This is a genomic window from Pseudomonas cavernae (genome assembly GCF_003595175.1).
Classification (GTDB): domain Bacteria; phylum Pseudomonadota; class Gammaproteobacteria; order Pseudomonadales; family Pseudomonadaceae; genus Aquipseudomonas; species Aquipseudomonas cavernae.
On the sequence record NZ_CP032419.1, the window covers coordinates 2218532 to 2243297 of the forward strand.

The 24766-nt window shown below is 64.3% G+C and carries 18 protein-coding genes; 8 read left to right on the forward strand and 10 right to left on the reverse strand.

All coding sequences use genetic code 11. The features are described from left to right. The first annotated feature begins 323 nt into the window (after positions 1–323). Positions 324–1550, forward strand: coding sequence for an IS256 family transposase (locus tag D3880_RS10215; protein ID WP_119893358.1), 1227 nt, complete (start codon positions 324–326; stop codon positions 1548–1550). On the opposite strand, the gene istB is transcribed toward D3880_RS10215, so the two are convergent. After that, positions 1519–2325 carry an IS21-like element helper ATPase IstB gene (gene istB, locus D3880_RS10220; RefSeq protein WP_238474426.1) on the reverse strand — a complete coding sequence of 269 codons (807 nt, stop codon included), beginning with the start codon at positions 2323–2325 and terminating at the stop codon, positions 1519–1521. The two genes, D3880_RS10215 and istB, sit on opposite strands and share 32 nt — an antisense overlap. After that, on the reverse strand, positions 2318–3817 hold the full coding sequence (istA, locus tag D3880_RS10225) for an IS21 family transposase (RefSeq protein ID WP_162934978.1): 1500 nt from the start codon (positions 3815–3817) through the stop codon (positions 2318–2320). The genes istB and istA overlap by 8 nt, the downstream gene beginning before the upstream one ends. Before the next feature lie 181 nt (positions 3818–3998). Between istA and D3880_RS10235 the strand changes: the two genes are divergently transcribed. Both D3880_RS10235 and D3880_RS10240 read left to right on the forward strand, forming a co-directional pair. Further along, positions 3999–5066 (forward strand): class I adenylate-forming enzyme family protein, encoded by a 1068-nt coding sequence (locus tag D3880_RS10235; RefSeq protein WP_119893359.1) that lies wholly within the window; start codon positions 3999–4001, stop codon positions 5064–5066. After that, positions 5066–5497, forward strand: coding sequence for a PaaI family thioesterase (locus D3880_RS10240; protein WP_238474427.1), 432 nt, complete (start codon positions 5066–5068; stop codon positions 5495–5497). The genes D3880_RS10235 and D3880_RS10240 overlap by 1 nt, the downstream gene beginning before the upstream one ends. Positions 5498–5861: 364 nt before the next feature. Here the strand turns inward: D3880_RS10240 and D3880_RS10250 are convergent, their stop codons facing one another. From D3880_RS10250 to D3880_RS10285, 8 genes are all read right to left on the reverse strand, one after another. Next, the gene (locus tag D3880_RS10250; protein ID WP_119893361.1) at positions 5862–7658 is read right to left on the reverse strand and encodes an acyl-CoA dehydrogenase; all 1797 of its coding nucleotides are present in this window, start codon (positions 7656–7658) and stop codon (positions 5862–5864) included. Between the two features lie 72 nt (positions 7659–7730). Then, a complete protein-coding gene (locus tag D3880_RS10255; RefSeq protein WP_119893362.1) occupies positions 7731–9716 on the reverse strand; it encodes an alkyl/aryl-sulfatase in 1986 nt (661 codons plus the stop codon). 137 nt (positions 9717–9853) lie between these two features. Next, the gene (locus tag D3880_RS10260; RefSeq protein ID WP_119893363.1) at positions 9854–10678 is read right to left on the reverse strand and encodes an SDR family NAD(P)-dependent oxidoreductase; all 825 of its coding nucleotides are present in this window, start codon (positions 10676–10678) and stop codon (positions 9854–9856) included. A gap of 169 nt (positions 10679–10847) precedes the next feature. Then, on the reverse strand, positions 10848–11264 hold the full coding sequence (locus tag D3880_RS10265) for a MaoC family dehydratase (RefSeq protein WP_119893364.1): 417 nt from the start codon (positions 11262–11264) through the stop codon (positions 10848–10850). 14 nt (positions 11265–11278) lie between these two features. Next, on the reverse strand, positions 11279–11719 hold the full coding sequence (locus D3880_RS10270) for a MaoC family dehydratase N-terminal domain-containing protein (protein WP_119893365.1): 441 nt from the start codon (positions 11717–11719) through the stop codon (positions 11279–11281). A gap of 204 nt (positions 11720–11923) precedes the next feature. Further along, a complete protein-coding gene (locus D3880_RS10275) occupies positions 11924–13108 on the reverse strand; it encodes a lipid-transfer protein (protein WP_119893366.1) in 1185 nt (394 codons plus the stop codon). Between the two features lie 30 nt (positions 13109–13138). Further along, entirely contained in the window at positions 13139–14278 is a 1140-nt protein-coding gene (locus D3880_RS10280; protein ID WP_119893367.1) for an acyl-CoA dehydrogenase family protein, read from the reverse strand. Between the two features lie 373 nt (positions 14279–14651). Next, positions 14652–17498, reverse strand: coding sequence for a winged helix-turn-helix domain-containing protein (locus tag D3880_RS10285; protein WP_119893368.1), 2847 nt, complete (start codon positions 17496–17498; stop codon positions 14652–14654). Between the two features lie 283 nt (positions 17499–17781). On the opposite strand from D3880_RS10285, the gene D3880_RS10290 reads away from it, so the two are divergent. From D3880_RS10290 to D3880_RS10310, 5 genes are all read left to right on the forward strand, one after another. After that, positions 17782–18936, forward strand: coding sequence for a CaiB/BaiF CoA transferase family protein (locus D3880_RS10290; protein ID WP_119893369.1), 1155 nt, complete (start codon positions 17782–17784; stop codon positions 18934–18936). 63 nt (positions 18937–18999) lie between these two features. Continuing rightward, positions 19000–20556: an acyl-CoA synthetase gene (locus D3880_RS10295; protein WP_119893370.1), complete on the forward strand. Its 1557-nt coding sequence runs from the start codon at positions 19000–19002 to the stop codon at positions 20554–20556. Between the two features lie 11 nt (positions 20557–20567). Next, entirely contained in the window at positions 20568–20984 is a 417-nt protein-coding gene (locus tag D3880_RS10300) for a PaaI family thioesterase (RefSeq protein WP_238474428.1), read from the forward strand. Positions 20985–21026: 42 nt separating this feature from the next. Continuing rightward, the gene (locus D3880_RS10305) at positions 21027–22589 is read left to right on the forward strand and encodes an acyl-CoA synthetase (RefSeq protein WP_119893372.1); all 1563 of its coding nucleotides are present in this window, start codon (positions 21027–21029) and stop codon (positions 22587–22589) included. 276 nt (positions 22590–22865) lie between these two features. Beyond that, positions 22866–24593 carry a long-chain fatty acid--CoA ligase gene (locus D3880_RS10310; protein WP_119893373.1) on the forward strand — a complete coding sequence of 576 codons (1728 nt, stop codon included), beginning with the start codon at positions 22866–22868 and terminating at the stop codon, positions 24591–24593. The last annotated feature ends 173 nt before the right edge of the window (positions 24594–24766 follow it).

The following is a 24766-nucleotide window of genomic DNA, read 5'->3' on the forward strand; positions in this document are numbered from 1 at the left end:
AGAGATCGGTCGACTAAGTCAATGAGCTCCCAGTATTAATCCACAGATAAATTTGTAAAGTGTTCTAGTCATGGAATTTCTGTTCAGGACGACGTAATTCAGTGTGAAAATAAATGAAATTATGAACGTAGAGTTTTAGAAGAAATAAAGGATGCAATTGAGGACTAAGGATGGTCTGAAGTAGCCCGATGTTTTCAGGTTGCTTCGCCATCCACGATTTAAAAAACAGGCGCACTGATCGAAAAGCGATCAAGTCAGGAGGGTGTCCGAATTTTTGTGTAACCGGCTCATGAGCGACACTGTCGCTCCAGACCGGAGACACCATGAGCAAAACGAAACACCCCATCACCGACGAGCTGCTGGATCAGCTCCTGGCCAATTACCAGAAACCTGAAGACCTGATCGGTGCCGAAGGCATCCTCAAGCAACTGACCAAGAAGCTGGTCGAGCGTGCGCTGAATGCCGAGCTGACCCACCACCTCGGGCACGATAAGCATCAGCCGGCTAGCAACCCGGCTGGCAATATCCGCAACGGCTTCAGCCGCAAGAAGCTCAAGGGCGAGTTCGGCGAGCTGCCTATCGAGGTACCGCGTGACCGCCACGGCACCTTCGACCCGCAGATCGTCGAGAAGCAGCAGACCCGCTGGGCGGGCTTCGACGACAAGATCCTCTCGCTGTATGCCCGCGGCATGACCGTGCGTGAGATCCAGGCCCACTTGCAGGAAATGTATGGGGCCGAGGTGTCGCCTAGCCTGATTTCCTCGGTGACCGATGCCATAGCCGATGAGGTGAAGGCCTGGCAGTCGCGACCGCTCGACGCGGTTTACCCCATCGTCTATCTCGACTGCATTCACACCAAGGTGCGCGAGGGCGCCGTGCGGGTGAAGGCGGTGTACCTGGCACTGGGCATCAACCTGGCCGGCGAGAAGGAAATCCTCGGACTGTGGATCGCTCAGAACGAGGGCGCCAAGTTCTGGTTGCAGGTGGTGACCGAACTGCGCAACCGCGGCGTGCAGGACATCTTCGTCGCCTGCGTGGATGGCCTGAAGGGCTTCCCCGAAGCCATCGAGGCGGTGTTCCCGCACACCAGCGTGCAGCTGTGCATCGTGCACATGGTCAGGCACAGCCTGAACTACGTGTCCTGGAAGCGCCGGGCCGAGGTGGCGGCTGATCTCAAGCGCATCTACCAGTCGGCCACCGCCGACGAGGCCGAACTGCGCCTAGGCGAATTCGAGGCCAAATGGGATGACGACTATCTGCCGATTGGCCAATCCTGGCGGCGAAACTGGCCGCGGATCACGCCGTTCTTCGACTTCCCGCCGGAGATTCGCAAGGTGATCTACACCACCAATGCCATCGAGTCGGTGAACATGAGTCTGCGCAAGATCACCAAAAACCGCGGCTCGTTCCCCAGCGACGAAGCGCTGCTGAAACTGTTCTACCTGGCACTGCGCAACATCAGCAAGAAATGGACGATGCCGATCCGCGACTGGAAGGCGGCGCTGACGCGCTTTACGATCAGCTACGAAGACAGGCTGCCACAGCAGTAACCCCAACCCCGGTTACACAAAATTCTGCACACCCTCTTGCCTGGGCTACCAAGCTGCTGTGTTGCAGGCGGTAGGACTCGTTGCCCGTTTCGACGATGTGGCAGTGGTGCGTAAGCCGATCCAGCGGGGCTGTGGTCATCTTGGCGTTGCCGAACACGCTCGACCATTCTGCGAAGCTCAGGTTGGTCGTGATCATGACGCTGGTGTGCTCGTAAAGCTTGGACAGTAGGTGAAACAGCAGGGCACCGCCGGCCTGACTGAACGGCAAATAACCCAGCTCATCGAGGATGACCAAGTCCATGCGCAGCAGTGCTTGGGCGATCCGCCCGGCTTTGCCGTCGTGCTTCTCACGCTCCAGCAGATTGACCAGGTCAACCGTGGAGTAGAAGCGCACGCGCTTGCCGTGCAGGGTGATGCCGGACATGGCCAGCGCGGTGGCCAGGTGCGTCTTGCCGGTGCCCGGCCCGCCGATGAGCACCACGTTCTGCGCCGTGTCGGTAAAGGCCAGGCTGGCCAGCTCCCTGATCAGGCGTTCGTCGGCGCTGGAGGCGCTGAAGTCGAAGCCAGCCAGATCACGGTGCATGGGCAACTTGGCCATGCTCATTTGATGGTTCACCGAGCGGATGGCGCGATCCGCGTACTCCTGCTGGAGCAGGTGTTCGAGCAGCCATTTCGAGGAGGCTGTGGCCGACTCACCTTGCGCGACTAAGTCCGCCCAGGCATTGGCCATGCCGTGCAGGCGCAGTTCCTTGAGTTCTGTCATGAGATCACGCATGACGGATCTCCTTGGCGCTGCCGCGCAGACGGTCGTAGCGTGCCGTGTTCGCGACTGGCGCTTCCTTGAGCTGCAAGTGGGTTTCGACTGTTGGCGGTGGCTCGGTCGATGTCAGCCGCGCTACGACATTCAGGATGTGTTCAGCGCTCAGCGTGCCGGCTTCGAGTACCAGCTCTACGGCCACCAGCACGGCATTGAGTCCGGCAACGGGAACGGCGGCCAGGACTTGCGCCATGATCCTATCTCCGCCGGCATGACGTGCCAGACCATGCTTGAGCTGACGCAGCGGCGCTGGCAAATCCGCAAAGGGTGCGCCGTTGCGCAGCGCGCCCGGCTTGCGTTCAATCAGCGGGATGTAGTGCTGCCAGTCATAGCCGACCTGGTCGCGATCCAGCAAACGCTCGTGGCTGGCAATCAACACCTCATCAGCCACCACCTCTATCCGTGTCGGATACAAGCGACTGCTGACCCACCGACCAGCGAACACGCACGGCACCGAGTAGCGGTTGCGCCCCACGCTGATCAGGCCGGTGCTGAAAACCCGCGCAGCACGCTCGACATAACCGTCGAAGGCCGTGGACATGGGCATCATTTCGGCCCGTTCCAGCTCCAATACCTCGGCCACACTGAGCCCGCTGTATTGCGGGTGCGGCAGCTCACGCCAGAGCGCACGGCAGCGCTGCCCCAGCCAGGCATTGAGTGCCTCGAAGGTATGGAATTGGCCGTCTTGAGCATCCAGCCAGATGCGTCGCCGGCTGTCTTGCACGTTCTTTTCGACGATGCCCTTTTCCCAGCCAGCGGCGACGTTGCAGAAGTCCGGATCGAACAGGTAGTGCGCGCACATCACCGCGAAGCGCGCATTCACCGTCCGGCCTTTGCCTTTATTGACCTTGTCGACGGCCGTCTTCATGTTGTCGTAAATGCCTCGGCGCGGCACGCCGCCCAAGGCGCTGAACGAGCGCGTATGCGCGTCGAACAACATCTCGTGACCTTGGCTCGGATAAGCCACCAGCCAGAATGCACGGCTGGCACATAGCTTCAGGTGCGCCACCTGCATGCGCCGGTACATGCCGCCGATCAGCAAACCCTCCTCGCTCCAGTCAAACTGAAACGCCTCGCCAAGCGCAAAGGTCAACGGCACAAAGGCGTGCAGAGCCTTACCCTGATCCCCGCGCCAGGCACGGATAAACGCGGTGAGCTGGCTGTAGCCACCGTCGTAACCCTCGGCTTTGATTTGCGCCAACAGCGCCTTGGCACTGCGCCGCTGTTGCTTGGGACGCAGCGAGTCGGCTTTCAGCGCCTGCTCCAGCGTTGCGTGAAAAGCACTCAGCTTGTTGAAAACCGCGCGGCGCTGGTACGCCGGCTGCTTGGTCTCCGGTGCCCTGACCCACTTGCGGATCGTGTTACGCGCCAACCCGGTGCGCTTGGTTATCTCATGCAGCGACAGCTTGTCGCGAAAATACATCCGGCGAATTTTGCCCATCATTTCCATACTTATCACCCTGTGTTCTCCTGCTCAAAAATTGAGCAGGAGCAGTTGAACACCTGGGTCAGTTTTCGATCGGCAGAACAGCCTCTACTGGGTCAGTTTTCGGTCAGCAGCAACACAGCTGATCGCCGAGGCGGCGCCGATCGAAGATGCCGGTCGCGGTGGCAACGACCTGGCCTGCGTGATGTACACCGGCGGCACCACTGGCTTCCCCAAAGGCGTGATGCAGTCGCACCTGAACCTGTGGGCCGCGTGCATCCAGCGCATGGCGGAAATTCCGCAAACCACGGACAAGCGCGACCTGTTCGTCATGCCGCTGTTCCATATCGCCGGCCTGGCACGCGTCGTCTCCGGCTTCATCTCCGGTGGCTCGCTCGTGCTGGTGCCGATGTTCGAGCCGAGCGAGGTGCTGGCCATTATCGAGCGCGAGGCGGTCACCGACACGATCCTGGTGCCGACCATGATCCAGACGTTGCTGGCCCATCCCGAATTCGTCAAGCGTGACCTGAGCAGCCTCAAGCGCCTGACCTACGGCGCCTCGCCCATCGCCGGTGAGATAGTCGAGCAGATCCTTGCCGTGCTGCCCGAGCTGCAGCTGTCGCACTCCTATGGGCTCACCGAGGCTTGCCCGATCGTGTCGACCAACCCGCCGGAGAACCACACGCTGGCAGCGCGCCAGCGCGGCCTGACTCGCTCCGTCGGCCGTGGCGGCTTTGGAGTTAACGTCAAGGTCGTCGACGAGCACGGCCGCGAAGTGCCGCGCGGCACCGTCGGGGAAATCATCGTGCGCGGGCCGAACATCATGCAGGGCTACTGGAACAAGCTGGAGGAAACCGCCAAGGCGCTGCGCGACGGCTGGCTGTACACCGGCGACGGCGCCTACATGGACGAGCAGGGCTACCTGTTCATCATCGACCGGCTGAAGGACATGATCGTCAGCGGTGGCGAGAACGTCTATTCGGCCGAAGTGGAGAGCGTCATCACCCGTCACTCGGCGGTGGCCATGTGCGCGGTGATCGGCATTCCGCATGACCAGTGGGGTGAGGCGGTGCATGCGGTGGTGGTGTGCAAGTCGGGAACCTCGCTCAGCGAGAACGAAGTGCGCGCGCATTGCCGCGAGTCGATCGCTGGCTACAAGTGCCCGAAGAGCGTCGAGTTCCGCGAGTCTCTACCGCTGACCGGGGCCGGCAAGATTCTCAAACGCGAACTGCGTGATCCGTTCTGGGCGGGTAAGACGCGAGGGGTGAACTGATGAGCGCTGCCGAAAACAACTCAATGACAGACGTGCCTGAGGGCTTCGCGCCGCTGGAGGTCTCGCCTGGTTTCGTACGCTTTTGCGGTGGTTTTTATTTCCATAACGAGCTGCCGATCGTGGCCGTGCGCATCGGACCGGAGCATCTCAATTCCGTGCGCATCGTGCATGGTGGCTTTCTGGCGACGGTGGCGGATTCGGCTTTCGGCGTGGTGTTCAAACGCCAGCTCGGCACGCCAGTGCCGTCTATCACGATCAATTTGAACATCGACTACCTCGGAGCCGTGCGCGAAGGCGAGTGGCTCGAGGCGCATGTCGATGTGCTCAAAGTGGGTAGCAGCTTCGCGAATGCAAGCTGCCTGCTCAAGGTCGGCGAACGACTGGTGCTGCGTGCCAACGGCATTTTCACGATTTGGAAGGGCAAGGTTTAGCCTCCCGTATGAACCCATCCGCAACAGGCGACTGGGTCTGTGCGGAATCAGGCTGACGAAGACGCGGAGTGCCAGCGCTGTGGATGAACAGCCTGCACTTCGCAGTGCCGAACACCCAGTCGCAGGCCTCGCAGCAACGTCACGCTGCAGCTTCCGAGCAGTTTCTCCCCCACAATAAGAACAGGGGAGAAACCATGTACCTGACCCAGCGCCTGCAGCGCCAGGCGCAGGGGGCGAGGCGGGCTACGTCGACCAAGGCCCCGTACCCGCCGAGCACGGTGGCGGTGACTTCAGCCATGCCGCCGTGCTGGTCGAGGAGCTGTCTTGATCACAGGACGGGCTGCATCGCCTGATCATCCCCCAGCTAGAAGCACTCGTCGTCCATGGCCAGTGCCGCGTCGCCGCCCTGGATTAGCGTCTGCGCCAGACCTCCGGTGCGCACCAGCAGGTGGTCGGCGTAGAAGCGTGCAGTGTGCAGCTTGGCCTGATAGAACGGGGCCTCATCGCTGCCGTCGCTTAGTTGTTGCTGGGCGACCAGTGCCGCGCGGGCGAGCTGCCAGCCGCCAGCGACGATACCGAACAGCTCGAGGAAGGGCACCGAACCTACCGATACCTGGCGCACCTGAGCGTCGTAGTTGGCGACGATGAAACGCACCGCCTTTTCCAGCGCCAGGATGCCCTGGTGCAGCGTCTGAGCGATGTGGCTCAGGACCACGTCGTCGGCGTCGTCCAACTGCTGCTCGACGCCGCGCATTTGGGCGATCACCCGAGCCACGGCCTGGCCCTGGTCGCGGGCGATCTTGCGGCCGATCAGGTCGGCGGCCTGGATGCCGGTGGTGCCTTCGTAGATGCTGGTGATGCGGGCATCGCGCAGGTGCTGGGCGGCACCGGTTTCCTCGATGAAGCCCATGCCGCCGTGGATCTGCACGCCCAACGAGGCGATGTCGATGGCGTTCTCGGTGCTCCAGCCCTTGACCACCGGGATCATCAGGTCGACGAAGGCCTGGCTGTGCTGGCGCTGCGCGGTGTCGGCATGGCGCTGAGCGATGTCCATCGCGGTGGCCACTTCGCAGGCCAGCGCACGCATGGCTTCGGTGCGCGACTTCATCGACAGCAGCATGCGCCGCACGTCCGGGTGACGGATGATCGCCACCTTGTCGCGGCTCTTGGCGCCGAGTTCGCTGCCCTGCACGCGGTCGCGGGCATAGGCGAGGGCGCGTTGATAGGCGCGCTCGGACAGGCCGATGCCTTCGATGCCGACCGAGAAGCGCGCCGCGTTCATCATGATGAACATGTATTCCAGGCCGCGGTTTTCTTCGCCGACCAGCCAGCCAGTGGCGCCGCCTTGGTCGCCGAAGGCCAATACCGCGGTCGGGCTGGCGTGGATGCCGAGCTTGTGTTCGATCGACACGCAACGCACATCGTTGCGCGCGCCGAGGCTGCCGTCGGCGTTGACCAGGAACTTCGGCACGACGAACAGCGAGATGCCTTTGACGCCGTCCGGCGCGCCCGGCACGCGGGCCAGCACCAGGTGGACGATATTGTCGGTGAGGTTGTGCTCGCCGTAGGTGATGAAGATCTTCTGGCCGTAGACGCGGTAGCTGCCGTCGCCCTGCGGTTCGGCGCGGCTGCGCACGGCGGCCAGGTCGGAACCGGCTTGCGGCTCGGTGAGGTTCATGGAACCGGTCCACTCGCCGCTGACCATCTTCGGCAGGTAGGTTGCCTTGAGATGCTCGGAGCCACGCAGCTCGATGGCTTCGATGGCACCACGGGTCAGCATCGGGCACAGACCGAAGGACACGTTGGCGCCGTTCCACATTTCCTCGACCAACGCCGAGACCAGACGCGGCAGGCCCTGGCCGCCGAATTCCGGTTCGCAGGACAAGGCGTTCCAGCCGCCTTCGACAAACTGCTCGTAGGCTTTCTTCCAGCCAACCGGGGTGCTGACTTCGCCATCGTTCCAGCGCGCGCCTTCATGGTCGCCACTCACGTTGAGCGGCGATAGCACGCCGCTGGCGAACTTGCCGGCTTCGCCGAGAATCGCCTCGACCAGATCCGGTCCCATCTCCTCGCAGTCGGGCAAACCGCTGACCTGGTCCAGATGACCCAGCTCGTTCAGGACGAACTGCATGTCGCGCAGGGGGGCGTTGTATTCACTCATAAAAGGCTCTCTATGCAATCAGTAACGCAGCAGCCCAGCGCAAGGCGCTGGGCTGCTGTCCAAGGCTTTGCCTCAGGGCGTGACGATATTGAATTGCTGGTTGAAGGTGTCGAGCGTGGACAGGAACTCGCCGAGCTTTTTGCCGTTGCCGTCCAGCTTGATGGCGCCCTGCTTGATCGCGGTGGGGAAGTCCAGCTGACGCATGCTGATCTGGTCCAGGGTGCTCTTGTCCATCTTCACGGTGACGTTGGCCTGCGGGTTCTGCTTGCCTTCGCGATGAGTCAGCACGCCGTTGCGCAGGGTCAGCACGAAGGGCTGCTTGACGTCCTCGAACACCCAGTTGAGGACCATGTCGTGGCCCTGGGCCTTGTCGCTGTCCAGGCGCACGGCGAGGTAGTCGAAGAACTGGCTGGCGGTCATCGAGCGTCCCAGGTCGGATCGCGTCGAGCCACCGGTATAGGCCGGCACGCCGTTGCGCAGCTCCATCGTCCCGGTCAGGTAGATGTTGCGCCACAGGGCGTTCTCGCTCTGATAGCCAAGCTGCTCCAGAGCATCTGCCTGCAGGTCCTTGGCAGCCTGGTTGCCCGGCTCGGCGAATACCAGGTGGTTGCCGAGGGTCGCAGCCCAGCGGTAGTCACCTTTGGCGATGGCCGCTTGCATCTGCTTGAGTACCGCGGCGGCGCCACCCATGGCTGCAACGTAATGGGTGCCGGCATCCACGGGGGGCAGTGGGTTGAGGTTGGCTGGGTTGCCGTCGTAATAACCGAGGTAGCGCTGGTACACGGCGCGCGAGTTGTGGCTGAGGGAGCCGTAGTAACTGCGGGTGTACCACTTCTTCTCCAGGTCGCCGGGCAACTTGTCCATCTTCTCGGCGATCTCGGCCGACGTCAGTCCCTTGTTGAGCAGGTTCAGGGTGCGATTGTTGAGGAAGGCGTACATGTCGCGCTGGTCGGCGAGGAAGGTGCGGATGCGTTCACCGCCCCAGACCGGCCAGTTGTGCGAAATGAACATTACGTCGGTCTTGGCGCCATAGCGCTCGAGGCTTTCGTCGATGAATTCAAACCAGGCCTTGGCGTCGCGCACCAGGGCACCACGCGGGGTGAGCACGTTGTGCATCATCTGCGTGGTGTTTTCCGACATGCACAGCGCGTGCTGCTTAGGCAGGAAGAAGTTCATCTCCGACGGCGCTTCGGTGCCGGGGGTTAGCTGGAACTCGACTTCGATGCCGGCAATGCGGTGGGTTTCGTAGGGTTCTTTGATCAGATCGGTCGGCGCAATCACGCTGATGGCGCCGTTGACGGCGATGGTTTTGCCCATGCCGGTGTCGACCTGGCCTTTTTCGCCACGCGGCAGCAGCGAACCGAACTGGAACTGCGCACGGCGGCTCATGGCGGTGCCGGCGAACACGTTCTCGGCGACCACGTGCTCCATAAAGCCCGATGGGGCGAAGATCTTCACCTTGCCGGCCTTGACGTCCGCCTCGTCGACCACGCCGCGCACGCCGCCGAAGTGGTCGCCATGGCTATGGCTGTAGGCGACCGCGACCACCGGCTTTTTCGGCCGGTGCTGGTAGTACAGCTCGAGCGCGGCCTTGGCGGTTTCGCCGTAGGTCAGCGGGTCGATGATGAACAGGCCGTCATCGCCTTCGATGACGGTCATGTTCGACACGTCCATGCCGCGCAGCTGGTAGATGTTCTCGGCGACCTGGAACAAACCGGCGTGCTTGTTCAGCTGGGCCAGGCGCCACAGGCTAGGGTTGACACTTTCAGGGGACTTGTTGGCGTCGAGGAATTTGTAGGCGTCGATGTCCCATACCACCTGGCCATCGGCATTCTTGATCTGCCCGCTGAACGGCGCGATCAGCCCGCGGCTGGCCGACTCGTAATCGGCACGGTCGGTGAACGGCAGGACCTTCAGCACTTCGGCGTTCTTCGTCGCGGTGATCGGGCTGGCGGGCTTGCTGGCTTGGGGGGCGGCAGCTAGCAGCGGCTGGCTCAGGCTGGCGGCGAGCAGGCAGGTCAACAGGGAACGCTGGCGAGCAAAGGAGGGCAGGGCCATACAAACTCCAGGAATTATTTTTAGGAACTGGAAAGGTGAAAATGATGCGGCGGGCGCACGGGCCCGGCCAGCCCGGTGGGCTGGCGGAAGGCTGTGGAGCCGGCCCGCCACGCGGCAGGCCGACTCCGAGGTGCGGCTTACATCAGGTCGCCGGCCACCGCGATGGTTTGCGCGGTGATGTAGTTCGACTCCGGCGAGCAGAACAGGTACACGGCGTTGGCGGCTTCTTCCGGGGTGCCGGCGCGGCCCAGCGGGTTGCGCTGGGCATGCATCTTGGCTGTATCGGGGTTGATGCCGACACGGATGTCACGGCCTTCGATCTGCACGGTGGCGCCAGCGTGGGCGTCGGCGCGAGTCATGCGAGTTTCGATGAAGCCAAAGGCCACGGCGTTGACGTTGACCTTGAAACGGCCCCACTCACGCGCCAGGGCGCGGGTCATGCCGAGCACACCGGCTTTGGCGCCGCTGTAGTTCATCTGTCCGGCGTTGCCTTTCAGCGCCGAGACCGAGGAAATATTGACCACTTTGCGGAACACTTCTTGGCCCACGGCAGCTTCGGCCTGGGCCTGGGCTTTGATGATCGGGTAGGCCGCGCGGAGGATGCGGAACGGCGCGGTCATGTGGCAGTCGAGGATCGCGTACCACTGCTCGTCGGTCATCTTCTGCACCACGTCGTCCCAGGTGTAGCCGGCGTTGTTGACGATGATGTCGATGCCGCCAAAGCTGTCCATCGCGGTCTTGATGTAGCGATCACCGAAATCCGGGGCGCTGACGTTGCCGTGGCAGACGGCAGCTTCGCCACCCAGCTTGCGGATCAGTTCGGCAGTTTCCTGGGCCGGATCGAGATCGAGGTCGTTGATGACGATGCGCGCGCCTTCGCTGGCCAGTTTCAGGGCGATTTGCTGACCGATGCCGCGGCCGGAACCGGTGACCAGTGCTACTTTGCCGTCGAGTTTTGCCATGTTGTGTACTCCTGAACGAATGGGGTTTTCAGAATCAGGCCCCGATCTTTCGGAGCCTGCTTTTGCCCCCTCTCCCGTTTACGGGAGAGGGTTGGGGAGAGGGGCTGTTGAAATTCCCCCTCTCCCCCAGCCCCTCTCCCACAAGTGGGAGAGGGGAGCGGAATGCCGTTTACAGGGCGATCACCGCGTCGCCGAGAATCTTCACGTCGCCGTACTGGTTGGCGGTCTGGATCTCCACTTTGATGCGCTGCTCGCCGTCGGCTTCGAACTTCTCCACCACCTTGCCGGTGCAGGTGATCTGGTGGCCGAGGTGGGTGATGCCGATAAAGCGCACACCGAATTCGCGCAGCTGGCGCTGGTCGACCCACTGGGTGAGCAGGCGGCCGAGGTAGGCCATCGACAGCATGCCGTGGGCGAACACGTCGTTCATGCCGGCCTTGCGGGCGTAGTCGATGTCGATGTGGAGCGGGTTGTGGTCGTTCGATGCGCCGGCGAACAGGCCCAGGGTGGTGCGGTTGATCGGCGCCAGTGCCAGCGGCGGCAGCAGGTCGCCGACCTGGACGGAGTCGAAAGTAACTGTGCTCATCGGGATTCTCCGGGTCAGCCGTTGCGATGGACGAGGACGGAGCGCAGGTCCGCCACGTGCTCGCCGCGTTGGTTGGTCACGCGCGACTCGCGCACCACGAACTCCAGGGCGCCGCCCTTCTTGGCGTAGATGTCGGCGATGCGGGTCTGGAAGTGCAGGTTGTCGCCGGCGTAGGCCATGCGGTGGTACTTGAAGGTCTCCTCGCCGTGCAGCACGCGGGCCGGCACGATGCCCAGCTCGTCGCGCCAGGCTTGCGACGGAATGAGGAATTCCAGCGAGAAGAGGAAGGTCGGCGGCAGCGGCAGGCCCGGATGACCGGCGTCGCGCGCAGCGTTCTCGTCGAAGTAGATCGGGTTGGTTTCACCGACGGTCTTGGCGAACAGGCGCAGCTGGCCGGCCTCCGCGGTGACGGAGAAGGAGCCGATCTCCTTGCCGATGTGTTTCTGGTCGATCATGTCGTACAGCTCCGTAGGTTGCAGACCATGAGCAGCACCGGTTCCGGTCAGCGCTGCCGGGATTTTCCAGGGCGCTGTCCTAATTGCGTGCTGCATGGGTAAGTGCTTTATGTAGGAGCGGATTTATCCGCGAACGACGGGTAGAGATGACGCCAACCCTTTCGCGAATGAATTCGCTCCTACAAAAGTTGTTTCCAGGGTCGGTCAGTTCTTCTGGTAAACGGTCACCACGCAGGCGCCGCCGAGGCCTAGGTTGTGTTGCACGGCGATGCGTGCGCCTTCGACCTGACGGGCTTCGGCGGTGCCGCGCAGCTGGTGGCTCAACTCGTAGCACTGGGCCAGGCCTGTGGCACCCAGCGGGTGGCCCTTGGACAGCAGGCCACCGGACGGGTTGGTCACCCACTTGCCGCCATAGGTGTTGTCGCCATCCAGCACGAACTGCTCGGCACCACCTTCGGCGCACAGGCCCAGGGCCTCGTAGGTCAGCAGCTCGTTCTGCGCGAAGCAGTCGTGCAGTTCAACGACCTGGATGTCCTGCGGGCCGATGCCGGCCTGCTCGTAGGCTTGCTGGGCGGCCAGGCGAGTCATGTCGAAACCGACCACGCGGATCATGTCGCGGGCGTCGTAGGTGCTCGGCAGATCGGTGGTCAGCGACTGGCCGGCGATCAGCACGTCGGTGCGCAGGCCGTGCTTCTTGGCGAAGGCTTCCGAAACCACGATGGCCGCGGCGCCGCCGCAGGTCGGAGGGCAGGCCATCAGGCGGGTCATCACGCCTTCCCAGAGCATCGGCGCGGCCATGACTTCCTCGGTGCTGACCACGTTGCGGAATACCGCCAGCGGGTTGTTGGCGGCGTGGCGGCTGGCCTTGGCGCGAATTGCGGCGAAGGTTTCCAGCTTGGTGCCGTACTTCTGCATGTGCGCGTAGCCGGCCCCGCCGAACTGACGAATGGCCATGGGCAGGTCGGGCATGCCGATCAGGTCGGTGGTCAGATGTTGGGCGCGTTCGGTGGCCGGTGCGCGATCGCTCCAGGCGGACTTCAGTGCACCCGGGTTCATCTGCTCGAAGCCGAAGGCCAGCACGCAGTCGGCCGCGCCGCTCGCCACCGCCTGGCGCGCCAGGTACAGCGCGGAGGAGCCGGTGGCGCAGTTGTTGTTGACGTTGATCAGCGGGATGCCGGTCATGCCGACGCGGTACAGGGCCTTCTGGCCGCAGGTGGAGTCGCCGTAGACGTAACCGGCGTAGGCCTGCTGGATGGCGCTGAAGTCCAGGCCGGCATCGGCCAGGGCCAGGCGGATAGCCTGCTCGCCCATCACATCGTAGGTCTCGCTGGTGCCGGGTTTCTTGAACGGGATCATGCCGACGCCGGCGACGAATACCTTGTTGCTCATGTCATTTCTCCTGCGGGTGGAATTCGGGGGTCACAGCTTGCGGGCGATGAGTTCGCGCATGACTTCGCTGGTGCCGCCATAGATGCGGTTGACGCGCATGTCGACGAAGGCGCGGGCAATCGGGTACTCGAGCATGTAGCCGTAGCCGCCGTGCAGCTGGACCATGTCGTCGAGGCACTTCCACAGCGACTCGGTGGTGTAGAGCTTGGCGATCGCCGCTTCCTCGAGGCTCAGGCGGCGGCTCATGTGTTCGCCCAGGTAGTGGTCGACCATCAGGCGCGTGGCGGTGGCTTGGGCCTTGATGTCGGCCAGCTTGAACTTGGTGTTCTGGAAGTCCCAGACGGTCTGGTTGAACGCCTTGCGCTCCTTCACGTACTCGGTGGTCTGTTCGAGCAGGCACTCGAGCTTGGCGGCGGCGCTGACTGCGATGGAAAAGCGCTCCTGCGGCAGCTCGGCCATCAGGTAGGCGAAGCCCTTGCCTTCCTCGCCGAGGCGGTTGCTCACCGGCACGCGCACGTTGTCGAAGAACAGCTCGGCGGTGTCGGCGGCCGGCTGGCCCACCTTGTGCAGCTTGCGGCCGCGCTGGAAGCCGGCACGGCTGGCTTCCACGGCGATCAGGCTGATGCCCTTGGCGCCGGCTTCCGGATCGGTCTTGCACACCACGATCACCAGGTCGGCGGTCAGGCCGTTGCTGATGAAGGTCTTGGCACCGTTGATCACGTACTCGTCACCGTCGCGGATGGCGGTGGTGCGTACGGCCTTGAGGTCGCTGCCGGTGCCCGGCTCGGTCATCGCGATGGCGAGGATGATCTCGCCGGAGCAGGCGCCCGGCAGCCACTTCTGCTTTTGCTCCTCGCTGCCGCAGCGGTTGATGTACGGCGCGATGATGTCCGAGTGCATGCCGAAGTAGGCGCCACTCACGCCGGCGCGAGCGAACTCCTCGCTGAACACCGCGCAGTGGCCGAAGTCGCCGCCACCACCGCCGTACTCGGGCGGCAGGGTGATGCCGAGCAGGCCTTCGCGGCCGGCCTTGAGCCAGGTCTCGCGGTCCACCTGACCGGCTTCATCCCAGGCGGCCTGGCGCGGCAGGCACTCGCGCTCGAAGAAACGCCGCGCGGTGCTGCGGAACATCTCGTGGTCGTCGCGGAAGACGGTGCGGTGAATATGCATGGGGCTCTCCAAATGGGCCGCGAACCTCGCGGGCATGGCCAAGCAGGCAGGCGCTTGGGTCGGAGAGTGAATCTAGTGGCGAATGCAGGGAGCAGACTCCCCCCAGGTCGGGTGGCGGAATGGCGTGGAATTGCCCGCAAAGGCAGACAGGACGAGAGGCGGAAGTGTTCGGCCCCGGCAAATTGCGACGGGAGGACGGTTGGCGTGGGGCACGTAGCCCGGATGCAATCCGGGCTACGGCTTGTGACTGTGGTGATGGTGGACGCCGCGCTCCCTCACCCTAACCCTCTCCCAAAGGGAGAGGGGACTGGTCCGTGCGATGGCTGGATAGCTTTAGCCATCTGACACTTCGGGCAAGAACCTAAACAGGTTCCTAACGGTCCCGTCCTTCGCCGGCGCTTAGCTCCACTTCGCGCAGGCGAGCGACGGCTTCGTCACGCGTGGTGACGCCCAGTTTGGTGAAGATATGCCGCAGGTACCATTTGACGGTTTCCGGCGATAGCGCAAGGGCGCGGGCGATCTTCTTGTTGGGCAGGGCTTGGGCCAGCAGCCGCAGAATCTCCAGCTCGCGCGCACTGAGTGTTTCCAGACCACTGGAGAGCTGTTTGCGCGACGCATCCGGCTTGCGACTGACAGCCTCGGCAGCAGCCGGCAGAGCCGCGGCTTGCAGGCGCTCGACATAGAATGTCAGCACCGGGTCGAGGGTTTCGCCTTCGGCGATCTGGCTGATCAGCGCCAGCGCTTCCGGATGCGCGTCCAGCAGGCTGCGCACCTGGCCGTAGCGGTGGCCGGCGCGCAAGGCGGCGAGCACTTTCTCCCGCGCTGCGTCCATGAGCCTGCGTTGCGCATCGAACACCGCGCCGAGCATATTCAGGCGGGTCACGCCCAGCTGGCGGCCGCCCGATTCGCACAGGGCGATGACCTGATTGAGGCGTAGCGAGGCGCCGTCCAGGTCGCCACTGGCCGCCAGCCAGCGGACATGCGCATGTTCGGCAAGGATATGAATAGCGCGCAGTGAGCTGCGCTCGGCATTGGGGTGGCAGGCATCGATGGCATCCAGGCGTGCCCGCGCGGTTTCCGCGGCCGAGCGCTCGCCCATTTGCAGGTGCCAGTGGACCTGGGTCACCAGGCTGTGGGCTTCCAGCCGGTCCAGGCCCAGCTTGCTGGCGTAGGCCTGCAGTCGCCGCAGGTAGGCGAAGGCGCCCTTGTGATCGCCGACGAACCAGCGCGTCTTGGCCAGCACTTCCAGCACCCGCAACACCGAGTCGGGGATCGACACTCGCTCGAAAATATCCACCCAGTTGACCAGCAACTGGTAGGCGGCCTCGACCTCGCCGTTCTCGTACAGCACCTCGCCCAGCAGTGCAGTGGCCAGACAGCGGGCATCGAAGCAGGTCTTGCCACCCCGTTCGGCTTCGAACAACACCTCGCGGTAGATGCGTTCGGCCTGGTTCATCTGCCCCTCCATCGCCAGGCTCAGGCCGATCAGGCAGCGGCCCTGCAGGCTGCCTCCGGTGGTGCCCAGCAGTGGTGTGCCGTTGATCAGCAGGGGCGGGCGATCCAGCTGGATGCGCCTGGCCAATTCGAACTCGCCGCAGTGCATGTACAGCCAGGAAAGAACGTTGGTGCTGCCGCCGATCATCACCGCGTCGGCGTTTTTCGGCGGATGCAGGAGTTGCGGCAGGATGGCCACGGCGGCGTCGGTGTCGTCGCGTTGCACCGCCAGGATGGCGCGCAGCATGGTCAGGCGAAAACGCACCTCCGCGGCGCTCTCGGGAATATCGCGCTCCAGCCGTTCGATGCCCTCGACGCAGGCGGCGAAGTCGCGCGCATAGATCTGCATGCGCACCAGCAACATGCGCAGCGACACGCTGGCCTGCAACTGTTCCATGGGCAACTGGCGGACCAGTTCGACCAGCATGCGCAGATCGCCCTGGGCGTACAGCGTTTCGAGCCGCTGTTCGACAAACTTGGCCGCCGCGCCTGCCTCGCCACCATGCACGGCATGCCCCACCGCTTCGCTGAGCAGGTCGCGATCACGAAACCAGGTCCAGGCACGGGCGTGCACCGCCCGTTGCTCGGCTTCGCCGCCGGCCTCGAAGAGTTTCAGCAGCGTCTCGCGTAGCAGTGGGTGGAAGCGGTACCAGGCTTCGCGGTCGGCGCTGTCGACGGCGATCAGGAACAGGTTGTCGCTTTCCAGGCGCTCGAACAGTGCAGCGGCATCGACAACGGCGGAAGTACGGTTGACCAGGGTCGCGCACAACGCCGGACAAAAGCGCTCGCACAGAGCCAGCGGTCGCAGCAGTTCGAGTTCGGCAGGGGTGAGCTGCGAGAGGACTTCAGTCTCGAAGAAATTGGAGAACGCCTGGTTGTCGAGCAACTGCGCCTGCGGTTGGCCTGATGCGGCGCCGTCCAGCTTGCGCTGTCGACCCTTTTTGCGACTGGCCGCGACCAGTTGCAGCCCGGCGATCCAGCCATCGGTCATGCGGTAGATCCGCTGGATGTCGCTCGGGTCGATCTCGCCCAGCTGCGTCTTGAGAAACTGCTCGGCTTCCTCGGCGGTGAAGCGCAGGTCGCGCAGATCCAGTTCGAGGGTGAGGTTCTGGCTGCGCAGGCGGGCCAGCGACAGCGGCACGCTACTGCGCGAGACCAGCGCCAGGTGCAGGTTGTCCGGCGCGTAGTCGAGCAGCCACTGCAGGGTCTGGTGGATGCTGGTGTCGGTCAGGGTGTGCAGGTCGTCGAGGACCAGCACCAGTTCGCGCGGATGCGCGGCGATGCCACGCACCAGGGTGATGACGGTGCGCTCGACCGCCTCTCTGTCGCTGCTGTAACCCTCGAGCAGCAAGGTGTCGCGGACCATCGTCGGGTCGACCTGGGCCAGGCTGGCGAGCAGGTAGTCGAGGAAGCGGGACAATTGGTTGTCGCCACTGGTCAGGGTCAGCCAGGCGACGTCGAAGCCCAGCGAGAGCTGCATCTGCCGCCAGGAGGCCATTGCCGTCGTCTTGCCGCAGCCCGCCGGCCCTTTCAACACGATGCAGCGCCGCCGCCGCGCCTCGAACAACTGCGTATGCAGGCGCTCGCGGGCGAGGATTCGGGTGCCGATCCGCGGCGGCGACAGTTTCGTGCTGTCGATCGGGCTGAGTGCGGCCGAGCCCTCTAGACCGGTGTCTTGAGCGGCAGTGGTATGGGCGGCTGTTGGGGCTTTGCTGGGTTTATCCATGGTGATCCAAGGACTTCTGGTAGCGGCTGGAAACGAACGGTGCGGGCATGCTTTTTTCAGCATGAAGCATATCGCTGCCGGATATCCAGCAAGACTAGTTCGTTGCCGCTTCTCGGTCTGCGTCTCCTGCTGCTGAGCTGATTTCCACCCGACATGGGGGGACGCCCGCCTGAGCTGCATTGCTCTACTTTGCCGACAGCAGCATTTGGCCGCGCCAACAGGGCGGTGCCGGAAGAACTTCATGTTTCAACGTGCCCGAGGCGGCGCGAGCGAGAGGCGATAGATGGGCGTACTGAGCGGAATCCGCGTATTGGAGTTCGAAGCGATTGGTCCGGGGCCGTTCGGCACCATGCTGCTGGCCGACATGGGCGCCGATGTGGTGCGCATCGACCGTCCGACGGCGCCTGGCGATCTTGGACCCAAGTTCGACGGGCCACGGATCGACATCACCGGGCGCAACCGTCGCTCGGTGACCCTCGACCTCAAGCGTCCGGAGGCGGTGGCGACCGCCCTCGAGCTGATCGAGCGCGCCGACGTAGTGATCGAAGGTTTCCGTCCCGGCACCATGGAGCGTCTCGGCCTGGGCCCGGACGTCGCCTTGGCACGCAACCCGCAGCTGGTGTACGGCCGGATGACCGGCTGGGGCCAGACCGGCCCGCTGGCCGAGCGCGCCGGCCACGACCTCAACTACATTGCGCTGTCCGGCGTGCTCTCCGGCATCGGTCCGGCGGGCGGGCGCCCAGTGCCGCCGTTGAACCTGGTCGGCGACTACGGCGGTGGCGGCATGTTGCTGGCCATGGGTGTGTTGGCGGCGCTGCTCAACGTGCAGCGCGGCGGCCAGGGCCAGGTGGTCGATGCGGCCATGACTGAAGGCGCGGCGCAGCTCGGCTCGGTGTTCTGGGGCCTGGTGGCCAGCGGCAACTGGCGCGAAGAGCGGGGTAGCAACCTGTTGGATGGCGGCGCGCCCTGGTACGACACTTACCGCACCCTGGACGGCCAGTACATGGCCATCGGCCCGGTGGAGGGGCGCTTCTACGCCGAGCTGCTGGAGAAGCTCGGCCTGGCTGAAGCCAATCTGCCCAAGCAGCACGACCGCAGTGGCTGGCCGCGACTGCGCGAGGCGTTCATCCAGGCCTTCCTCGGCCGCACCCGCGACGAGTGGTGCGCGGTGTTCGAGGGGAGCGACGCTTGCGTCGCTCCGGTGCTCGGTTTCGCCGAGGCCGCCAACCATCCGCACAACCAGGCGCGCGGCAGTTTCATCGAGGTCAATGGCGTGGTGCAGCCGGTGCCGGCGCCGCGTTTCCTCGGCACCCCGTCGGCTCAGCCGCGCCCTGCACCGGCGCGCGGCGAGCAGGGCGCTGCGGCGCTACGCGACTGGGGCTTCGATGAGCAAGGTATCGAGCGCCTGTGCGCACAGGGACTGGGCTTCCGCTCATAGCTCCAGGATCGGAAACAAGCTGCCACGTCACTTTTGAATAAAAACAAGTTAGAGGAATTCACTATGTACCTGACCCAAGGGCTGCACCGCATGCTGCAGCAGCAACCCAACGCACTGGCCACGGTATTTCGCGACCGTCGCCGCACCTATGCAGAACTGGCCGACCGGGTGGCCCGCCTGGCCGGCGCCCTGCAGAGCTTGGGCATGCAAACCGGCGACCGGGTTGGCCTGCTCGGCCTGAATTCCGACCGCTTCCTCGAGTACTTCCTGGCGACCTGGTGGGGCGGCGGAGTGGTCAACCCGGTCAATATCCGCTGGAGCGTGCCGGAGATCGTCTATTCGCTGGACGACTGCGACACGCGCATCCTGTTGATCGACGACACCTTCCTGCACATGGCCGAAGGCATCGCCAGCTCGTGCAAGGCGAAGCCGCTGCTGGTCCATATCGGCGACGGTCCAACCCCACAAGGGATGCTGTCCTATGAACAGCTGATCCGCGACGCCGCGCCGGTCGACGATGCATTCCGTGGAGGCGACGACCTGGCCAGCATCATGTACACCGGCGGTACCACTGGCTGGCCCAAGGGCGTGATGCAGTCGCACATGAACCTGTGGTCCGCGGCAGTGGCGCGCATTGCCGATGTCCCGGTTCCGGCAGATGCCCTGACCCTGCATATCGCGCCGATGTTCCATCTCGCGGCCCTGTCGCGGGTGATCCTGATATCGCTGATCGGCTTGCCGAGCATCTTCATACCGGCGTTCGATGCGCTTGACGTGATGCAGGCCATCGAGCGCGAGCGAGTGACCGATACCCTGATCGTGCCGACCATGCTGCAGGCGTTGATCATGCATCCGGATTTCGCCAAGCATGACCTCGGTAGCCTCAGAAGACTGACCTACGGCGCCTCGCCCATCGCCGTGCCATTGCTGGAGCTGGCCCTCAAGGCCTTGCCGAATGTCGAGTTCACCCAGGGCTATGGCATGACCGAAGCGGCGCCGCCGATCACCGCCAACGGCCCGGAGAACCATAGCGCCGAGGCCATCGCCAATGGCCGTCTGCGCTCGGCCGGCCGTCCCGGCCTCGGGGTGACCGTGCGCATCGTCGATGAGAACGACAATGAAGTCCCGCGGGGTACCGTTGGCGAAGTCGTCGTCCGCGGGCCGAACATCATGCTCGGCTACTGGAACAAACCCGAGGAAACCGCCCAGGCCCTGCGTGGCGGCTGGATGCACACCGGCGACGGCGCCTACATGGACGAGGACGGCTACATCTACATAGTCGACCGCATCAAGGACATGATCGTCAGCGGTGGCGAGAACGTGTACTCGGGCGAGGTGGAGAGCGCAATCGCCCGCCATCCGGCGGTGCTGATGTGCGCGGTGATCGGCATCCCCAGCGAGCAGTGGGGCGAGGCGGTGCATGCGGTGGTGGTGTGCAAGCCCGGTATCGAACTCGCCGAGGATGAGGTGCGCGCGCATTGCCGCGAATCGATCGCTGGCTACAAGTGCCCGAAGAGTGTCGAGTTCCGCAGCGAGCTGCCGCTGTCGGGCGCCGGCAAGATCCTCAAGAAGGACCTGCGTGAGCCGTACTGGGCCGGCAAAGCGCGGAGCGTCAACTGATGGGCGCGGTGATGCGCATACCCGCAGGCTTCGAACCGTTTCAAACCCGCGCCGGCTTCGTTATCGGTTGCGGCGGTTTTTTCCTGCACAGGGAACAGCCGATTCTGGCCATGCGCGTCGGCGCCGAGCATCTCAACTCGGTGCAGATCGCCCACGGCGGTCTGTTGGCGACCCTGGCCGACTGCGCCTTTGGCGCGATCCTCTGGCGTCAACTGGATACGCCGACGCCGCCGATCACGGTCAACCTGAACGTCGACTACCTCGGCGCGGTGCGCGAAGGCGACTGGCTGGAGGCGCATGTGGAGGTCGAAAAAAACGGCGCCAGCTTCATCAACGCCAGCTGCCGGCTCAAGGTCGGCGAGCGCCTGGTGTTGCGCGCCAATGGCATCTTCACCCGCTGGAAGGGCGCGCCTCAGCCAACGGCGTGAGGCTCCAGGCGGGTCTCCAACAATAAGAAAAACGGAGCTCCTATGTACCTGACCCAGTGGCTGCAGCGCTCGCTGCAGCAGACCCCGGACAAACTGGTCACCGTCTTCGGCGACCGCCGGCACACCTACCGCCAGTTCGGCGAGCGCGTCGCGCGCCTGGCCGGGGCGTTGCGCGGCCTGGGTATGGCGCCGGGCGATCGCGTCGGCATGCTCGCGCTCAACTCCGACCGCTACCTCGAATACATGATGAGCGTGTGGTGGGGCGGTGGCGTGCTCAACCCGGTCAACATCCGCTGGAGCGTGGCGGAGATCGTCTATTCGCTGGATGACTGCGACACCGGCATCCTGATCGTCGACGACCAGTTCCTGCCGCTGGTCGACGGCATTCGCGCCAGGGCCAAGCGCCCGCCGGTGTTCATCTACGCCGGCGAGGGCCAGACGCCCGCCGGCCTGCTCTCCTATGAGCAGTTGATCGTCGATTCGGCGCCGGCGCCGGTGGCGGACGTCGGCCGCGGCTACGACGACCTCGCCTGCATCATGTACACCGGTGGCACCACCGGTTTTCCCAAGGGCGTGATGCAGTCGCACCAGAACCTGTGGTCGGCCTGCATGCCGCGCACCATAGATATGCCGCCGATCCAGGGTGGCGTTGTGCTGCACGTGGCGCCGCTGTTCCACGTCGCCGGCCTGGCGCGCGCGCTGATCCAGTTCATCGCCGGTGAATGCCATGCGCTGGTGCCGACCTTCGACGCCGGCGAAGTGCTGCGCATCATCGAGCGCGAGCGGGTCACCGAGACCCTGCTGGTGCCGACCATGATCCTCACCTTGCTGGCCCACCCGGACTTCGCCAAGCACGACCTCAGCAGCCTCAAGCGCCTGACCTATGGCGCCTCGCCGAGCGCCGGGGCGATGGTCGAGCAGGTCATCGCCGCGCTGCCGGGGATCGAACTCAGCCATTCCTACGGCCTGACCGAAGCCTGCCCGACGGTCTCCAGCAACCTGCCGGACGGGCATACCGAGGAAGCGCGGCGCTGCGGCCGCTCGCGCTCGGTGGGACGTGGCGGCTTCGGCGTGCTGGTCAAAATCGTCGACGAGCAGGGCCAGGAAGTGCCGCGCGGCACGGTGGGCGAAGTCATCGTGCGCGGTCCCAACGTGATGCAGGGCTACTGGAACAAGCCGGAGGAAACCGCCAAGGCGCTACGCGTCGGCTGGCTGTACACCGGCGACGGCGCCTACATGGACGAGGACGGCTACATCTACATAGTCGACCGCATCAAGGACATGATCGTTAGCGGTGGCGAGAACGTGTACTCGGGCGAGGTGGAGAGCGCGATCGCCCGCCATCCGGCGGTGCTGATGTGCGCGGTGATCGGCATCCCCAGCGAGCAATGGGGTGAGGCGGTGCATGCGGTGGTGGTGTGCAAGCCCGGTATCGAACTCGCCGAGGATGAGGTGCGCGCTCATTGCCGCGAATCGATCGCCGGCTACAAGTGCCCGAAGACCGTCGAGTTTCGCGCCGAGTTGCCGCTGTCGGGCGCCGGGAAGATCCTCAAACGCGACCTGCGCGAGCCGTTCTGGGCCGGCAAGAGTCGCGCGGTGAGCTGAGGTCTTGCCCGGTGGGCTCGCGCCTGGCTGATAACGTCAGGTACCAATTATCAACGGTGAAACCAGGAGAACGTCTCACATGGCCAACGTGACTCGCCAGAACATCGGCACCTGAGCGGTACTGACCCTGAACCGGCCGGATGCGCTGAACGCCATGTTCAGCGATAGCTGACGCGCCGGAGATTCAGCGGTGCACGCCAAATGCGTGCGCGGCGGCGATACCGAGTTGCACACCAAAACAACAAGCGATCCGCAGATCGCGAACAGGAGGCATCCATGGTTTATGTCCATCCGCATCCGACCGCCACGGGCGTGATCGAGCGTCCTACCGGGGCGCTGAGCGTCAATCCCGCGCACGCCAGCTATGTGCCAACGCGCACCGTGCATGTCCCCGAGACCAGCGTGTTCTACAACCTCGAAGTCGCCGCCCGGCGCTACCCCAGCAAGACCGCGATCCAGTTCTACGGCGCCGCCTACACCTATGCCGAGCTGCTGCGCGACGTCGAGCACATGGCCGGTTACCTGCAGCAGGTCTGCGCGGTCCAGCGTGGCGACCGGGTGGTGGTGTTCAGCCAGAACTGCCCGCAGTTCATTGCCGCCTACTTCGCAATCCTGCGTGCCGATGCGGTGATGGTGCCGGCCAACGCCATGCTGCGGCTCGACGAGATGGAGCACATCATCAGCGACAGCGGTGCGGTGGTGGCCTTCGTCGCTCAAGAACTGGCCGCGCAGGTCGCTCCGCTGGTTGGCAAGACCTGCCTGCGCCAGATGATCGTCCACGCCTATGGCGATGCCTTGGGCGACGACGATGCCGGTCTAAGCGTTCCCGACTGGCTGCGCCCCCGTTCACCGGCGGCGCTGGACTTCGTCGGCGGTGCGCTGTGGAACGCCGCCCTGGCGCAGCAGCTTCAGCCCGCACCAGCTCTCGCCGGTCCGGATGACCTGTGCATGCTGCCGTACACCTCAGGCACCACCGGCAAACCGAAGGCCTGTGTGCACACCCATCGCACGGTGATGACCTCGTTCGTCGGCTCCAGCCTGTGGCGGCCGACCAATGCCGCGTCGGTGTTCCTCGCCGTGGCACCGCTGTTCCACCTGCTCGGCCTGCAGAACAACGTCAACGCGGCGGTGTTCAACGGCGGCACCCTGGTGCTGATGCCGCGCTGGGACCGCGAGACGGCCGCCGAGCTGATCGAACGACATGGGGTGACCTTCTGGGCGGCACTGCCGACCATGTTGGTCGACTTTTTCAGTCAGCCGGGCATCGAGCAGCGCGACCTGAGCAGCCTAGCGCTCATCACCGGTGGCGGTGCGGCGACCCCGCAGCACATCAACAACCTGCTTAAGGAGCGTTACGGCCTCGACTACATCGAGGGCTACGGCATGACCGAAACCGCGTCGTTCCTGTGCACCAACCCACTACACAAACCCAAGCGTGGCTGCCTCGGCACCCCCACCTTTGGCGTCGATGCGCGGGTAGTCGATCCGCAAACCCTGGAGCCGGTAGAGCAGGGCGAGGTGGGAGAAATCGTCGTCCACGCCGCGCAAATCATGCTCGGCTACTGGAACAACGCCAAGGCCAACGCCGAGAGCTTCGTGGTCATCGACGGCAAGCGTTTCTTCCGTACCGGCGATCTGGCCAGCGTCGATGAAGAAGGCTTCTTGTTCATGCGCGACCGGCTGAAACGCATGATCAACGCCTCCGGCTTCAAGGTCTGGCCGGCCGAGGTAGAAGCGGCGCTGGGTGGCCATCCGTCCATTCTCGAATCCTGCGTGATCGCCGTGCCCGATCCGCATCGCGGCGAAACCGTAATGGCGGTGGTGACCCTGCGCGCCGGGGCGAGCGACAGCGTCGAGGACATCCTCGCCTGGTGCCGCGACCACATGGCGATCTACAAGGCGCCGCGCATCGTGCAGATCGTTGACAGCCTGCCCAAGTCGGCGACCGGCAAGATCGCTTGGCGCGAGCTGCAGGAAGAAGAGCGGGCCCGGCGCGCGTCCTGACGCCAGCCTTGGTAGGCGGATTCCGGAGCGTTAGCGAACGATCCGTCGTGATCGATTACTGCGGCGTACTGCTGCGCGTGTACGCCTACGTGTCGGTGCAGCCAACAGCACTCCACCCGACGTGGGGGGAAGTTGCAACCCTCTGCGGGCCACAAGATTAGTACCCAGAACCC